The sequence below is a fragment of the Chondrinema litorale genome, assembly GCF_026250525.1.
In the GTDB taxonomy this organism is placed as follows: Bacteria; Bacteroidota; Bacteroidia; order Cytophagales; family Flammeovirgaceae; genus Chondrinema; species Chondrinema litorale.
The window spans coordinates 1,007,502-1,022,830 of the sequence record NZ_CP111043.1; the positions used below are offsets into that span (position 1 = coordinate 1,007,502).

Annotated in this window: 13 protein-coding genes and 1 pseudogene; 7 read left to right on the forward strand and 7 right to left on the reverse strand. The window is 36.5% G+C overall.

What is annotated here, in order from left to right:
• Positions 1-237: 237 nt before the first annotated feature.
• From OQ292_RS04125 to dnaE, 3 genes are all read left to right on the forward strand, one after another.
• Positions 238-879 carry a lipoprotein signal peptidase gene (locus tag OQ292_RS04125; RefSeq protein ID WP_284684783.1) on the forward strand — a complete coding sequence of 214 codons (642 nt, stop codon included), beginning with the start codon at positions 238-240 and terminating at the stop codon, positions 877-879.
• Between the two features lie 58 nt (positions 880-937).
• Entirely contained in the window at positions 938-1,969 is a 1,032-nt protein-coding gene (locus tag OQ292_RS04130; protein WP_284684784.1) for an RluA family pseudouridine synthase, read from the forward strand.
• 187 nt (positions 1,970-2,156) lie between these two features.
• The gene (dnaE, locus tag OQ292_RS04135; RefSeq protein ID WP_284684785.1) at positions 2,157-6,344 is read left to right on the forward strand and encodes a DNA polymerase III subunit alpha; all 4,188 of its coding nucleotides are present in this window, start codon (positions 2,157-2,159) and stop codon (positions 6,342-6,344) included.
• 53 nt (positions 6,345-6,397) lie between these two features.
• Here dnaE and OQ292_RS04140 read toward each other — a convergent pair whose 3' ends face one another.
• Together OQ292_RS04140 and OQ292_RS04145 are read right to left on the reverse strand one after the other, a co-directional pair.
• The gene (locus tag OQ292_RS04140) at positions 6,398-7,009 is read right to left on the reverse strand and encodes a DUF4241 domain-containing protein (RefSeq protein WP_284684786.1); all 612 of its coding nucleotides are present in this window, start codon (positions 7,007-7,009) and stop codon (positions 6,398-6,400) included.
• Between the two features lie 103 nt (positions 7,010-7,112).
• On the reverse strand, positions 7,113-7,670 hold the full coding sequence (locus tag OQ292_RS04145; RefSeq protein WP_284684787.1) for a hypothetical protein: 558 nt from the start codon (positions 7,668-7,670) through the stop codon (positions 7,113-7,115).
• 403 nt (positions 7,671-8,073) lie between these two features.
• On the opposite strand from OQ292_RS04145, the pseudogene OQ292_RS41090 reads away from it, so the two are divergent.
• The 3 genes and pseudogenes from OQ292_RS41090 to OQ292_RS04155 all read left to right on the forward strand — a co-directional run.
• Positions 8,074-8,178, forward strand: a pseudogene (locus OQ292_RS41090) (IS1595 family transposase); the annotation flags it as partial.
• Between the two features lie 42 nt (positions 8,179-8,220).
• Positions 8,221-8,934: an IS1595 family transposase gene (locus OQ292_RS04150; RefSeq protein ID WP_284683380.1), complete on the forward strand. Its 714-nt coding sequence runs from the start codon at positions 8,221-8,223 to the stop codon at positions 8,932-8,934.
• 92 nt (positions 8,935-9,026) lie between these two features.
• Complete coding sequence (locus OQ292_RS04155; RefSeq protein WP_284684788.1) at positions 9,027-9,413, forward strand: GxxExxY protein; 387 nt, start codon at positions 9,027-9,029, stop codon at positions 9,411-9,413.
• Between the two features lie 45 nt (positions 9,414-9,458).
• Here the strand turns inward: OQ292_RS04155 and OQ292_RS04160 are convergent, their stop codons facing one another.
• The 5 genes from OQ292_RS04160 to OQ292_RS04180 all read right to left on the reverse strand — a co-directional run bounded on the left by OQ292_RS04160 (position 9,459) and on the right by OQ292_RS04180 (position 13,274).
• Entirely contained in the window at positions 9,459-10,478 is a 1,020-nt protein-coding gene (locus tag OQ292_RS04160; protein ID WP_284684789.1) for an Ig-like domain-containing domain, read from the reverse strand.
• Positions 10,479-10,518: 40 nt separating this feature from the next.
• A complete protein-coding gene (locus tag OQ292_RS04165; RefSeq protein ID WP_284684790.1) occupies positions 10,519-11,631 on the reverse strand; it encodes a hypothetical protein in 1,113 nt (370 codons plus the stop codon).
• Between the two features lie 80 nt (positions 11,632-11,711).
• Entirely contained in the window at positions 11,712-12,119 is a 408-nt protein-coding gene (locus OQ292_RS04170) for a GNAT family N-acetyltransferase (RefSeq protein ID WP_284684791.1), read from the reverse strand.
• A gap of 43 nt (positions 12,120-12,162) precedes the next feature.
• Positions 12,163-13,005: a maleylpyruvate isomerase N-terminal domain-containing protein gene (locus OQ292_RS04175; protein WP_284684792.1), complete on the reverse strand. Its 843-nt coding sequence runs from the start codon at positions 13,003-13,005 to the stop codon at positions 12,163-12,165.
• Between the two features lie 71 nt (positions 13,006-13,076).
• The gene (locus OQ292_RS04180; protein WP_284684793.1) at positions 13,077-13,274 is read right to left on the reverse strand and encodes a YwbE family protein; all 198 of its coding nucleotides are present in this window, start codon (positions 13,272-13,274) and stop codon (positions 13,077-13,079) included.
• A 222-nt stretch (positions 13,275-13,496) separates the two neighbouring features.
• On the opposite strand from OQ292_RS04180, the gene OQ292_RS04185 reads away from it, so the two are divergent.
• On the forward strand, positions 13,497-15,227 hold the full coding sequence (locus OQ292_RS04185; RefSeq protein WP_284684794.1) for a M28 family peptidase: 1,731 nt from the start codon (positions 13,497-13,499) through the stop codon (positions 15,225-15,227).
• Positions 15,228-15,329 lie beyond the last annotated feature (102 nt).

The following is a 15,329-nucleotide window of genomic DNA, read 5'->3' on the forward strand; positions in this document are numbered from 1 at the left end:
TTTTTATCTTTTTACATATTTCTGAAGAGTACAAGATAGAATTAACATTTGATTTAATTTTTAATCAAATTAAAATAATAAGCTTTTCTACTTGTCATTTTTATATAAGTTGCCTTTCAGGAAACTCAAAAAAAATAAAATTCATTATCTTCAAAAGATAACATTGTTTTATCTTATTTTTTATGGTGTCAATTTAATGAGACGGGACTTTTTCCCTTTTATAACTGTCGTGTAAGAATGAAATACAGTAAATATTTTTTAATCTCTTTTTTAGTCATATTACTCGATCAAACTGTTAAGCTGCTGGTATACTTTAATATGGAATTGGGCGAGTTTGGAGAAATTTCTGTTTTCGGAGACTGGTTCAAACTTCATTATATTCTAAATGAGGGTATGGCATTCGGTTTTACTTTTGGATCAAATTATGGCAAACTCATTCTCACTTTTTTTCGATTAATTGCCATGTTGGTAATAGGCTGGTATTTAGTAGTATTTACAAGAAAAAAACTACCTTCTCTATTTTTGATTTCAATTGCTTTAATCTTAGGAGGAGCAGTTGGCAATGTAGTAGACAGTATTTTTTATGGTGTGTTTTTAGAACATGCCCCAGAAGTATCGAATACACCTTTTCTTTATCCTTGGTTTCATGGTAAAGTAATTGATATGTTTTATTTCGATTTTTGGCAAGGATACTTACCAGACTGGGTGCCATTAATTGGAGGTGAATACTTCGCTTTCTGGCCAATTTTTAACATTGCAGACGGTGCAATATTTTTTGGAGTAACAATCATTCTGGCATTTCAAAAGAAATTCTTCACTTTTCCAGATGAAAATCTCGCTGAAATTGAAGTACCTGCTGAAAAGAGCATCAAAGAATAAAATACTTGTTAGCAAATTTTTGCTGTAATAGCTTTTTTCTTTTCCCTATCTTTGCAAAATGGATGAAGAATTATACGAAGAAGACGAAGAACTTCAGGAGTTATATGAGCATCAGCGTTTCGTGGTTGATGCCAAGCAGGGATTGCTTCGAATAGACAGATTTCTAATCGAAAGATTGAAAAATACTTCCCGCAATAAAATACAGGATGGGATTAAAAAAGGATATGTAAAGGTTAACGATGAAGAAGTAAAAACAAACTATAAAATAAGACCTGCTGATATTGTTACAATATCATTTCCAAAGCCGAAAATAGAAACAGAAATAATTCCTCAAGATATTCCTCTAAATGTGGTTTATGAAGATGACCACCTGATGGTAATAAATAAAGAAGCAGGCATGGTAGTACACCCAGCTCATGGTAATTGGGATGGTACTTTGGTAAATGCATTGGTTCATCGTTTCCAGAATCTGCCAACTTCTAGAAATGGAGAAGTTAAACCGGGACTAGTACACCGAATAGATAAAGACACTTCTGGTTTAATGGTGATCGCCAAAACAGAACCAGTAATGACACACCTCGCTAAGCAGTTTTTTGACCATACCATTGAAAGAACATACAATGCAGTAGTTTGGGGAGAGCCAAAAGAAGATACTGGTACCGTAATCGGGCATGTTGGAAGAAGTCTTAAAGACCGCCGAGTTTATACCGTATTTCCAGATGGTGAGTATGGAAAACATGCTGTTACTCATTATCAAGTTCTTAAAAGGCTCCGCTATGTATCTCTAGTTAAATGTAATCTTGAAACAGGTAGAACTCACCAAATTAGAGTGCACATGAAACACATTGGCCATAATTTATTTAATGATGAAAGATATGGCGGAGATAAAATATTAAAAGGAGAAAAATTCAGTAAATACAAAGCATTTGTAGAAAACTGTTTTAAAATAATACCTAGACAAGCACTCCATGCAAAGTCTCTGGGATTTATACATCCAATTACAAAGGAAGAATTAAGATTTGAGTCTGAATTACCTCAAGACTTTCAAGAGCTTCTTGATAAGTGGGAACATTATGTGCAATACACTTAAAAGCATAATTTGCTTCTCATTTTATCTTAATTTCAATTAAAAAAATCAAGGCATAATCAAGGATTTCTAAAGCTTAATAGTTAACATTGATTAGCTTTGATTTTTTATAAATCTGTCTAAGAGCAGTCGACCTTTTGCTCTTACTCTTAAAATAATTTGTTACCATTTCAACCATAGTTTACTATAGATGTACCTCATTTTTGATACTGAAACTACCGGACTACCTAAAAACTACAATGCACCTGTAACCGATCTAGACAACTGGCCTAGACTAGTACAGCTTGCTTGGCAGTTGCACGGGAACAAAGGTGAACTCATTAGCGCTAAAAATTATATAGTTAAACCCGAAGGTTTTACTATTCCATTTAATGCGGAGAAAATTCACGGTATTTCTACTGAGATGGCTCTCGAAGAAGGTTTGCCATTGGCACAGGTAATGCAAGAATTTGCAGAAGATGTGGCTAGTGCAGATGTATTAATTGGTCACAACGTAGAGTTCGATATCAATATCACTGGAGCAGAATTCATTAGAAGTGAAGTGGAGAGTGATTTGATGGAAACTGACACAATCGATACGAAAAATGAATCGATTGAATTTTGTGCATTGCCAGGAGGTAAAGGTGGTAGATATAAATGGCCAACGCTAACCGAACTCCATCAAAAACTATTTGGTGTTGGTTTTGGTGATGCTCACGATGCAGCTTATGACGTTGATGCTACTGCTCGCTGTTTTTTTGGGCTAATCGATCAAAGAGTGATCAATCCTTATGACAAGATTGATCCGAAAAGCATTAAATATGAGCCACCAAAGTTAGACGATGCCAACTTTGCAAAAGCCAAAGAACAAGATAAGGATGATATTTTATCAGACGTACCTAAGGAGGTTAAAGCAGAAGATTTTATCCCATTTTCACACCTTCATGTACATTCTGAGTTTTCTATTCTCCAAAGTACTGCTGGTGTAAAAAAGATATTAGCCAAAGCCAGAGAGCTTAAAATGCGTGCGGTTGCCTTTACTGATATGGGTAACTTGCATGGAGCTTTTAATGCTGTAGCCGGCCAAGGAGACGATTTAAAAGTTATTATCGGTTGCGAGTTTTATGTAGCTGAAGAGCGCCTAAAAAAACAGTTTACCAAAGACAATCCTGATAAAAGATTTAACCAATTACTAATAGCCAAGAATCAGAATGGTTATAAAAACTTATCTAAGTTAAGTTCCATTGGCTATATAGAAGGATTTTACTCGGGAGTTCCTAGAATAGACCGCGACCTGATTATCAAACATAAAGATGATCTAATTGCAACAACAGGTAACCTATATGGTGAAGTACCTTATTTAATTCTGAATGTCGGTGAGCACCAAGCAGAAGAAGCTTTTGTTTGGTGGCATGAGCTATTTGGAGACGATTTCTATGTGGAATTGATGCGTCATGGTTTGCCAGAAGAAGAAAGAGTGAACAAAGTACTACTTGGTTTTGCCGAAAAGTATGGTGTAAAACCAATAGCCAGTAACGATGTATATTATCTGAAAGAAGATGATGCAACCGCTCATGAAGTACTCTGGTGTGTAAAAGAAGGCAAGACCATGAGTATGGATGTGGGTATGGGTAGAAGATACCGTTTTGCACTTCCAAACCACGAATACTATTTTAAAGATCAGGAAGCAATGAATGCCCTATTCGCAGACATGCCTGATGCATTGAAAAATGTAAACGAAATAGTTGATAAATGTGAACCGCTTACCTTAAAAAGAGATATCCTTCTTCCTGCTTTCCCAATGCCAGATGAGTTTGAGAATCAGGATGATTACCTCCGACACCTTACCATAGTTGGAGCAAAAAAACGATATGGAGACCCAATTCCAGAAGATGTATTTGAGCGCATCGACCATGAGCTCAACATCATTAAAAATATGGGATTTCCGGGTTATTTCCTTATTGTACAAGACTTTATAGCAGCGTCCAGAGATATGGGCGTATTCGTAGGGCCCGGTCGTGGTTCTGCGGCAGGTTCTGTTGTTGCATTTTGTGTGGGAATTACCAACATCGACCCAATTAAATACAACCTACTTTTCGAACGATTCTTGAACCCGGAAAGGATATCAATGCCCGATATTGATATTGACTTTGACGACCGTGGACGACAAGATGTAATCGACTGGGTTGTGAAAAAATACGGGAAGAATCAGGTAGCGCAGATTATTACCTATGGTACTATGGCTGCCAAAATGTCGATTAAAGACGTTGCCCGCGCCACTGAGTTGCCACTTTCAGAAGCGAATATGCTAGCCAAATTGGTTCCAGATTCTCCGGGAACTACACTCGACAAAGCTTTTGGCGAAGTAAGTGAACTGGCTGGGATTAAAGAAAATGACCAAGGGCCGCAAGGTGATGTAATCAGGTTGGCGTATACTGTAGAAGGTTCTGTAAGAAACACTGGTATCCATGCGGCAGGTGTTATTATCGCTCCTGATGATTTACTGGAATACATTCCTGTATGTACTTCTAAAGATGCAGACTTACTTGTTACCCAGTTCGACGGAAAGGTAGTTGAGTCTGCTGGTATGTTGAAGATGGACTTCTTGGGTTTAAAAACCCTTACCATTATTAAAGATGCTCTTCGACTCATTAAAAAGAATTATGATATAGATATAGATATTGATGAGATTCCTCTTGAGGATCCAAAAACATTTGAACTATATCAAAACGGTGAAACAGTTGGTACTTTCCAGTTTGAATCTGCTGGTATGCAGAAATATTTGAAAGAACTGAAACCAACCGATATTGAAGACTTAATTGCGATGAACGCCTTGTATCGTCCGGGACCGATGCAGTTCATTCCTAACTTTATTAACCGTAAGCACGGTAAAGAAAAGGTAGAATATCCACATCCACTGCTAGAAAAAATCCTGAACTACTCCAATGGAATTATGGTGTATCAGGAACAAATTATGCAGACAGCTCAGATTCTTGCCGGTTACTCTCTTGGTGGTGCAGACTTGCTTAGAAGGGCAATGGGTAAGAAGAAGAAAGAGGAAATGGATAAGCAGAAGGTAATCTTTGTAAAAGGTGCCAAGGAGAAAAACGACATTGAAAAGAAACAAGCAGAAGAGATTTTCTCTATTATGGAGAAATTCGCCTCTTATGGTTTCAACAGATCGCACTCGGCTGCTTACTCTGTGGTTGCATACCAAACTGGTTACCTAAAAGCCAACTACCCAGCTGAATATATGGCGGCTGTGCTCAGCAACTGGATGGGCACCATCGATAAGATTAAAATATTTATCGAAGAAGCTAAAAGAACTGGTGTAGAGGTACTTGGACCAGACGTAAACGAAAGTTCGAGAGACTTTGATGTAAATAGTGATGGGGCAATTCGTTTCGGTTTGGCAGCGGTAAAAGGTGCCGGTGATGCAGCGGTAGAAGCTATTATTACAGAAAGAGAAGAAAATGGCCCTTTTAAAAATATCTGGGAATTTGTTGAGAGAGTTGACCTCCGAAAAGTAAACAAGAAGACAGTAGAAAGCTTGGCTTATGCCGGTGCTTTTGACAACTTAGGAGAATTACACCGTTCACAGTTTTTCCATATTGGCGAAGGTGAGCAATCTTCTGGAATAGAAAAACTGGTAAAATATGGTAGTGTGGCACAAGCGGAAAAGTCTTCTGCTCAGATGTCTCTATTCGGTGGTGGTAGTGGAATAGAAATGCCTAAACCTAAAATTCCTGATTGTGAAAAATGGAGTGATCTGGTAAAACTTCGATTTGAGAAAGAAGTAGTAGGTTTCTATATTTCTGGCCATCCATTGGATTTATATAGAGTAGAATTAGAATATTCTTGTACTCCTATTCCAAAAATTCAAGATTGTAAAAACCGCGACATTGCCATTGGTGGTTCTATTACGGATGTAAAAATTCGTGAGGCTAAAAACGGAAACAAGTTCGCCATTTTTGCAGTGGAAGACTACGAAGGCTCTACAGAACTGGTACTATTTGGCAAGAATTACATTGAGCATAGAAACATGCTCGAAATAGGCAGATTTGTTTACATCAAAGGAAAAGTGCAGGAACGCTATGGTAGAATTGGTGAATGGGAGCTTTCTGTAAAAAGCATTTCGCTCCTTTCTGATGTAAAAGACCAACTCTTTAAACAGGTAATTTTGAAAATTGACCTCGAAAAAATTAACGAAACATTTGTAGATGGCTTGGTTACATTAGCCGAAACTCATTCTGGCAAATGCGATATGAAGTTAGAGGTATATTCAGAAAATGAGAAGATTAAACTCGATTTATTCTCTAGAAAGTTTAAAGTAGACCCTAATGCTAAATTTCTTGAAGATGCCAGAGAACTCGATGTAACCGAGTGTATGGTCAAATAATTAGAAATGAAAATCAGTATCAGACTTTAATAACTGATACTGATTTCTTTAGATTAAATATTTTCCCACCAAGTTACAAATGCGAAATCTGTTAAAAACTGTACAGGTTTATCGTTTAAATCAAAACCTACAAAAGCACCATAATTGCCTTCTCCTACTCCTGTAGAAAACTGAAGCATATTGTAATTTTCAAAAATGATCACTTTATCTTTCCCACTTGATTCTGTACCAAAATTTTTATCCCAAAGATCATCACCTTGGCCATTAAACTTTAATACTCCCTCAAAATCGCCTATAATTGCTGAGCCATCATCTACTGGGTAGCCAAAAATTTGCTCATCAAATATTGAAATTTTCTTTTGTCTGCCCATCGTAGCATATTCCCACTTTACAACCGCTTCAGCAGAAAAAACAATTCTTACAAAAGCATTAAACTGCATTCCGTTTACATCTACTACCGACTTCTCAACTATAAATTTACCAGTAGGAAATGTCTCGTTAAAAGGGCCTAAACCGCCTAAAGAAATAGGGTCTCCTATCACTAATTTGCCCGTTGGCAAGTTAATTTCTCCAATATATTCTTTATTAAATTTTAAAGTATATTCCTCTTGTAAAACAACTGTATCATCAATAAATGCTGTTTCAAAAATTTCTGGTTGCACCATAACGTGTCTTTGTGTCTTATAAATTATGTTATTAATTGATTAATTCTTAAAAAAAGAGATTAGAATAGTTTAGCAATATTTATACTCATTATTCTTTTGCCCACTAATTTTTCTTTCTTCGTTTCTTTCGCTTTTTGGTAGTAGCATTGACCAAACTTCTTTTATTCCTTACATAAGCTGCAAATTCAGAATGTATATCATTTAAATAAAAAGTATCTCTTAATGTTTGAGTGATTTTCACAAAATTGATTAAATCTGGCATATACCAAACATTTTTAGATTTTTGATAACTCGTCAATAAGGACTCTGAATTGATATAATAATAAGACCTGTATTTATTTTTTGAGTATAACTCTATCCAATAACTTGAAGGATCAGCACTAATGAATCTGTCAATTTGTCCCTCACCAACATGATAGATGCATTTATCGGTAATAATAGAAAAATCACTCTGATGCATATCAGATAATGTAAGTACATCTAAATCTAAGAGTTTTTCCCAAAGACTTTCTATATCCACAAAATCACAGATCTGACTAGAGCAAACTAGGCTATCTTCATAAACAAATCCTCTTGCATATTGCCAATTACCCTGTTTATCAAAATTAAGTTTTAAAAATGTACCTCCATCATACCAAACAGAAATACTCCAAAACCTCATTTCAAATTCAAGAATATCAAAATTCGGCCTGCCTAATAAATCTTCATGTAACGGTTTATTACTACTCTCATTTGTAGTATCAGGTTCAAAATCAAACTAAGCATTGGCACAAATTGGAATTAATAAAAGAATAGAAATAAGAAGAATGTGGTGCATATTAATTAAATAGTCACAGTATATCACTCATCTAGCAAGGAACAGAATTTAAAGATTTTAGAATTTACAGGATTATATTGATTTGAAATTTTAATATAGTAAGAACATCTCTTTATTATCTAAATGATTATCCGTAAAGCTACCACAAAGTAAATAGGGTATGGTCTGCGCTTCGAAATTAGCTCAAAAACAGGTCATTATGGATAGTATTATTGAATTCATGTAAGCGTACCGCAATGAGCAGGTATGCCGTGAGTGTTTCAAGGAAATCAGGGATAAAGCAGGTGTTTGTTGCAAGAAATGCGGTAGCCAAGAGCATTACTGGCTAAATAGCAAGCAGATGTACCAATGCAAGTCATGCAGTTTTAGGACAGGCCTCCGCAGTGGCACCATCATGGAAGCTTCCAAACTTCCGTTTCGCTACTGGTTCGTTGCTATCTGGCTGATGGGCTGTAGCAAGAAAGGTTCTTCTGCCTGTAATGTGCAGAGGCAGCTCAATCATAAGCGCTATGAACCTATCTGGGCAATGATGCACAAAATACGCTCTGCGATGGGCCAACGGGACAACCACTACTTGCTGGGAGGCAATATTGAGGTAGACGAAGGGTTCTTTGAAACACTAGTACCCGAGGGGCAGAAGGAAGAGGAGAGAAAGCGGGGAAGGGGGAGCCAGAAGCAGACCATGGCGATGGTCTTTGCACAGACAGAGGTGGTGCTACAGCCTAAAAAACACCGCCCTTCTAAAAGGTGCAAGTATTTCAAAATGGCTGTATGCGCTGATTTTACAGTAGAAACTGCTAGAAATACGATTACCCGGCATGTTGCCCAGAATGCCAAGATGATTACAGATGGCTATTCAACCTATCAGTCACTGACAGGAGAGTTCGAGATGGATGTGGAAAAAGTGCCCTCAAAACAGGCCCATATCAAACTACCTTGGGTACATACAGCCATTGGGAATGCAAAGAAAGTCCTACAAGGGATATATCAGCATACAAGGCCAGGGTATCTACAGAATTATCTAGATGAGTTCTGTTACAAACTCAATAGAAGATACTTTGAAAATGATATTTTTGACAGAATATTAATTGCTTGTACGCTCACTTGAGCTTGTGGTAAGAATACGGATAATCATTATTATCTAATATACTTCTATACTCTCTGTTTACAAAATATTATATTTTCAATAATACTTGTAACATGAGTAAAATTAATGATCCTCTCACATATAAAGTAATCGGAACAGCAATGAAAGTTCATAATACTTTGGGTAATGGATTTCAGGAAGTGATTTACCAGAGGTGTTTAGCTATTGAATTAGAGAGAGCAAAATTGGGCTTTGTAAGAGAACAACCACAAACCATCTATTATAATGGAATTGAGGTGGGCAGTCGTAGAGCAGATTTTATAATAGAAAACAAAATTGTGGTAGAACTGAAAGCTGTCATTAGACTAGAAGATGTACATCTAAACCAAGCCAAAAATTATGTTGTCGCTTATGACTTTGAAAAAGGTTTACTTATAAACTTTGGAGCCTCTAGCCTACAATACAAATTAATTTTCAACCCAAAATACTCATCTAAATAATTCAGTAAATTCTTAAATCCAAAAAATCCTGCTTCAGACAATTTTTCACTCAATAGTTATATCAATATAAACTACTTCTACATCTTCTATTATTTCTTGTTTTTGGATATCTTGATCAAATAAACGAATTAAATTATTGCCAGCGAGGTCTTCTATTCGGGTATTGATGGCGAGTTTGTAATTACCTTTTTGCCAGTTGCTTTCTGGATAAAAATATACATTACTTTCTTTTTCTTTGGCCTCCCAAGTTCCTTTAATTATTTTACCAACTTCATTCTCTACGTTTAGCAATGAAATTACACTACCATAATCCATTGTTTCATTAAAACTGATTTTGATTGCTTCTCTTGAGTCTAATTTTGGAATTGCTACATTCCAGTCTTTGTAATTGGGTTTAGTTCTATCTTCTACTTTTACTGTAAATTTCTTCGTTACTTCTTCCTTTATTTTTATTCCTTGCGCATCGCGCAAATCGGCAGAAACTTTAAATATACACTCCTCGCCTTCTTTAAGAATGGTTCCTAACTTTTCATTTGGTCCTAAACCTTGTTTAATGCGGCCTGGCTCTAACCAAACACACAGAAGTTGTCGGTTTTCGCTCCACAATTCAGGGATTTCCTTCAAAATAGCTCTGTAAACTGGTTCGCCATTTTTATCAATCAAATCAATATGAGTGTATGCCTGCGTAGCCATTGGCTGCGAGAATTGGATATAAAACTTGAGCTGGTTTGCAGGCAGAATTGCTTGTGATGGATAAATAGCAGTAACACTCGCACGCTCATAATCTGTAGGAATTGCTATAGTAAAAACCAATACTTGATCTTGGCAAACTGCGGTGTAAGTCTCTCCCATGCTAAATGGAAGTGTGGGAATAAAAGTAGCTTCTTTTTGCTTACCTTCAATTGAAGGAAGTGGGAGGATTGAAGCAGATTTTTCGTGGGAATGATCACCAAAATATACTTTAAGGGCGTGCGCTTTATGCTTGGCATTGCATATTACTCGACCATCGGCATAGCTTATCTGTTGAAAGGAAAGAGCCTGCGAAAACAGGCTCAAACCAAACATGCAATACAAAATTAATGTAGTAGTTCTGATAACCAGTATCTTATAGCCAACGATTTCCACCTGTGCTCAAAACCAATTCTCCAGCTGAATTTCTCTGTAACATTGCAAAAGTATCATCAGACATTTTGGCTAACTGTAATACATTTACAAATGGCAATGCGATAAATCCAACTCCATCTGTAGCCGATCTTTCTTCAACCGGAGAAGTTAGGTAGTCACTAAAAGTTTCAATATCGTTTACTTTAATTTTCATTAATGCTCTGCTTGAGTTTGCTAACAACACAAAGCGCTCATCTCCATTACTCAATTCAATTATATCTAATGGTGTATTCCAATTACCCAGTTCAGCCACTGTTCTTCCTTTTGTATGCTCACCATTTTGCAACTCGCTCATTGGGAAAACTACTAATGGCGTGCAAGTGTAGCTCGCTATAATGTAAGGCTCATCATTTAGGGTAATTGGCATAAATGTTTTTACAGGAGACTGAGTTTCGTACTGACCATGAGCAGCGTGGTAAATTTCTAGTGAACCATAAGATTGCTCTGCTGTAAATGGGAATGTAATACTACGGAAAGTAGAGCCAAATTCTTTGTTACTTAAACCAGTAAGCATAATCTTACCATTTTCGTAATTAAGGTCAGAAATTGCCCATTGGCGAAGCGATCTACCTCTTCTATCTTCTGCATCTTCTGAGACAGCATCTACCAAAGATTGCTTTGAATGACTCACTTCATCTAAAGGAACAGAAACAAACTTTTCACCTTCTACTTTAAAAAGCATCGATTTGCCACTGCTATGCTGCACTGCCAAAAATATCTGTTTTGTTCCTGGGTGTACTGCCATATCTGTAATTTCTATCTGATCTACAGTAGTACCTAATTGCATCGCCAATGTTTTATCTACATTTTTGATATTTACTTCGCTGCTCTGTTCTTCACTTTTGCCAGACATATCAACAGCAATTACACTAGCTGAAGTAGCATCACCTATAAACAATAGGTTTTGAGGACCAAAATCCATCGAGCTAATCGATTTAATTTCTGGGTTACCAGTTACAAATCCTTTTTTGAGGTTTACATCTCCGGGGTCTCCGGCAAAGAGGGCACTTAAAAAGCTTATACAAAAGAGCAAGGTTAATGTTAGGTGTCTCATAATAGATTCAGTTTTCGGTTTATACAAATTACAATTTTTTATGATAAAATCATAATTGCATCAAACTGAATTTTATGTATTTAATGCTCTGTGCCTTTGTAAATCCACATAGGTTCAGTTTTTCCAGCTCTTTCAAAACCTAGCTTTTTATAAAAATCAATTGCTTTTCCATCTGCCGTAAGCATTTGCATATGAAAACCGCTGTACTTTTCTTGCATCTTGTCTACAATCATTTTCCCGATGCCTTTTCCTTGATAATCAGGATGCACCAACAAATGCGGATAGTAAACCATTAAATACCCATCAGAAATGGCATTTCCTAAACCAACAAGCTTGTCTCCTTCCCATGCACTTACTAGCGAGTGCGAGTTGATTAATGCCTTATGTAATGCTTCTGTTTTTTCGGCAGCACTCCATTTATTTGCTTTGTACAATGCGATAATATCTTCTTGTTTCAGCTCGCGTGTTTCTGAAATTGTAATTTCCATTAAGTTTTAATTATATGTAATATAAAGAATTGAAAAAGTATGATTAAGCCATTACAGAAACCATTTCTAACACTTGCTTGGCTAAAACGGTATTTCCACTTAGTTGGATTTGATTTATCACTTCGTTTGCTCGCTTGTTTTTAGAAAAGAGTTGCCAAGAAACTTCTGCAGGAATCTCAACTTTAGCATCTGGTTCTTTATTAGCAGTTATTACCAACTCCCATTTTTCCTCTTTTTTCAAAAGGCACCAACTACCTCCTATTTCAGAAGTGATTGTTGTTTTAATTAATGTTCCGGCTTCTGCTTGAGTATCTTTAAAAGTGTTAGGTAAGGCTCTAAAGTAAGTGTCGATTAAAGGAAAATAGAATTGCTTTGTCATAATTCCTTCTTTACCAACAGCTTCTCTTATTTGTTGTTGATGGTGCCATTTCTCGGTGTATTCTCTAGACAGATGCATCCAGTTGTAACTCACAGATTCTCCCGCCCAATCTACTGGGAAAATTGCCTCTTCAAACAAATCGAGCGATTCGAAGTAAGTGGAAGTTTCTTTTCCTGTAAATTCATGTAAAAAAATAAGCACAGCAGGACTAATTCTTTTGGTAGCATTTACCCAATCGGCATTTAACTGATTTAGCCAATTCACCATATCTGAATAACCATTAATCTGAGGGGGAACTTCACCAAAATATTTATCTCTTTGGATAGAAAGTGCTCTAATGTTTCCATCTAATAAATGTGTGGCTACATCTTTCACCTTCCATTTTTTGGCAACTGTTTGCTTATTCCAATCATCTGCACTCAAAGATTTTAACAGCGAAATGAGTGCTTCATCTAACGGCCTAAATAACGCTCGAACATCAATATGTGAAACTGTATCTTGAGACATAGTCAGTTAAATTTTTTCTTAACCAAAGATTCAAAAATCTTTATGTAATGCCTCAAAATACCTTAATTATTTCACGATAAAATATTCTTTACTCTACCCACTTCGCCAGATTCTAACATCACTTTTATTCCATGTGGATGTGTAGACGAGTTGGTAAGAATGCGTTTTACTACCCCTTCGGTTAAATCTCCAGTTCGCTGATCGTGCTTTTGTACTACCTCTACAGTTTGCCCAATCTGAATATCTTTTCTACTTCTGCCGTCTGCCATAATTCCTCTATTTTTTTAATTATTCTTTTGAATGAATGATCTATTGATAAAAGACTTTTTGCAAATATGGTGTAAGTAATTGATAATCAAGTTAGGGTTTGTATTAAGTTGCCTAAAGTTTTTGTACGAGCTTGGTTTGTGTTTCAAAAATAAGCCATATTTGTAGCACCTTGCCAACAAGCTAAAAGAACAAAACACTTTTTCAAACAAACAAAAAATCAAATGTCAAATAATCACTTACTCATTATACTTTCTTTATTATTCATCACAGCTTGTGGAAATATAAAAAATGAAGAAAGTACTACATCAGTTAGCCTTCCAGAAAAAATAGACTCAGAGTTTACCGGAGACCTCGCCTACAACACCACTGCTTATGTAGAGAAATACTGGCGTATAGTTGGTAATGCTGGTTTCGATTCGAGCATTTACAAAGTGGTACATGCTTTAGAAGAGAAAGGGTTTGTTGAAGAAAGCAAAGCTACCCCACAAGATCAACTTACTTATAGAATAGAAAAACGCCCATTGAAAAAACCTACTTGGGAACCTATTTCGGCAAGCTTACAAATTGTTGGTGAAGATAAACCTTTGCTAGAAACAGCTACTAACAGAAACATGATTGCCATCAACTCGCAAAGCACTCCGCCAGAAGGAGTTACTGCAGAAGTAGTTTATATCGAAAAACCAGAAGAATTGAGTAAGCTAAATGTAAAAGGCAAGATTGTTTTTGCAGAAACCAATCCTTATAGAATTTATAAACCCGCCATTGTAGATGGTGGTGCCATCGGGATTTTAACTTACGACAATCCATCGTATTTACAGCCTGAAAAAAATACTACTTCTATTCAGTTTAGAAGTATTCCTTATAGTGAAGAATTAAAAACATGGGCCATCCCGCTGTCTTATGCCGCAAAAGAAACACTTAAGAAAAAGCTAGAAGCGGGTAAAGTAAATGTTTTGGTGAAAGTAGATACAAAGGTTTATGAGTCTGAAGAACTTACAGTAGTTGCTGATGTAAAAGGGACAGAAAATCCTAAACAAAGGCTGGTGTTTAGTGCGCACGTACAAGAACCCGGAGCAAACGACAATGCCACTGGTGTAGGTGTTGCTTTAGAAATGGCTTCTGTTACTGCCAAATTGGTAAAAGAAGGCTATTTTTCACCAAAAAGAACCATTACATTTTTATGGGGTGATGAAATTGTTTCCACCCGCCGATATGTAGAAGACAATAGCATTAGAGCACAAGATATTAAATGGGGAATCAGTTTGGATATGGTTGGGGAAAATACAGCGGTAACTGGTGGTTCTTTCCTTATTGAGAAAATGCCAGACCCAAGCGCTATCTGGACTCGCGGTAAAGACGAGCACACCGAATGGGGCGCAAGTGAAATGTCGCTAGAGGACATGAAACCTCATTACCTCAACGACTTTGTAATTAACCGATTTACTGAACAAGGTAAAAGAGCAAACTGGCAAGTGAAAAGCAATCCGTTTGAAGGTGGCAGCGACCATGTGCCTTTCTTAAGAGCTGGTATTCCGGGAGTTTTATTCTGGCATTTTACCGATCAGTTTTACCATACAGATAATGATCGCATTGATAAGGTATCAAAATCTACCCTTAAAAATGTGGGTACAGCAGCTTTAATTAGTGCTTTTACTTTGGTGAATGCTGATGAAAATACTGCTCAAACCATTATTGATGAAACCACTACGGCTGGTGTAAATCGATTAGACGAAGAATTAACTCAGGCTCAAATCGCCATTAAAGACACTGCCACGGTTGCATCTCAAGAAGCCATTATTAACGCTTGGGAAGATTGGTATGTAAAAGCCTTGGCGACCTGTACTGATCTTGTGGAAGACAGTACTTTAATTCAAAACAAAATCGACAGTACTCAATCTGTTATTAAGCAAAAAGCTACTGAAAATATAGATAAGATTAAAGAACAATCTTAAGCTAAAAATCTCCCCGATTGTATTTATAAAATCCAGTCGGGGGATTTTTTTATAAGGCGAAATTTCCTCTAGGTTGTAGAAATATTTGCACAATATCTCTAT

What these genes read in the sequence shown, in the direction of transcription:
- OQ292_RS04125 (WP_284684783.1), top strand. Translation starts at nt 238, where the DNA reads ATGAAATACAGTAAATATTTTTTAATCTCTTTTTTAGTCATATTACTC.
- OQ292_RS04130 (WP_284684784.1), top strand. Translation starts at nt 938, where the DNA reads ATGGATGAAGAATTATACGAAGAAGACGAAGAACTTCAGGAGTTATAT.
- dnaE (WP_284684785.1), top strand. Translation starts at nt 2,157, where the DNA reads ATGTACCTCATTTTTGATACTGAAACTACCGGACTACCTAAAAACTAC.
- OQ292_RS04140 (WP_284684786.1), bottom strand. Translation starts at nt 7,009, where the DNA reads ATGGTGCAACCAGAAATTTTTGAAACAGCATTTATTGATGATACAGTT.
- OQ292_RS04145 (WP_284684787.1), bottom strand. Translation starts at nt 7,670, where the DNA reads ATGAGGTTTTGGAGTATTTCTGTTTGGTATGATGGAGGTACATTTTTA.
- OQ292_RS04150 (WP_284683380.1), top strand. Translation starts at nt 8,221, where the DNA reads ATGGAAGCTTCCAAACTTCCGTTTCGCTACTGGTTCGTTGCTATCTGG.
- OQ292_RS04155 (WP_284684788.1), top strand. Translation starts at nt 9,027, where the DNA reads ATGAGTAAAATTAATGATCCTCTCACATATAAAGTAATCGGAACAGCA.
- OQ292_RS04160 (WP_284684789.1), bottom strand. Translation starts at nt 10,478, where the DNA reads ATGTTTGGTTTGAGCCTGTTTTCGCAGGCTCTTTCCTTTCAACAGATA.
- OQ292_RS04165 (WP_284684790.1), bottom strand. Translation starts at nt 11,631, where the DNA reads ATGAGACACCTAACATTAACCTTGCTCTTTTGTATAAGCTTTTTAAGT.
- OQ292_RS04170 (WP_284684791.1), bottom strand. Translation starts at nt 12,119, where the DNA reads ATGGAAATTACAATTTCAGAAACACGCGAGCTGAAACAAGAAGATATT.
- OQ292_RS04175 (WP_284684792.1), bottom strand. Translation starts at nt 13,005, where the DNA reads ATGTCTCAAGATACAGTTTCACATATTGATGTTCGAGCGTTATTTAGG.
- OQ292_RS04180 (WP_284684793.1), bottom strand. Translation starts at nt 13,274, where the DNA reads ATGGCAGACGGCAGAAGTAGAAAAGATATTCAGATTGGGCAAACTGTA.
- OQ292_RS04185 (WP_284684794.1), top strand. Translation starts at nt 13,497, where the DNA reads ATGTCAAATAATCACTTACTCATTATACTTTCTTTATTATTCATCACA.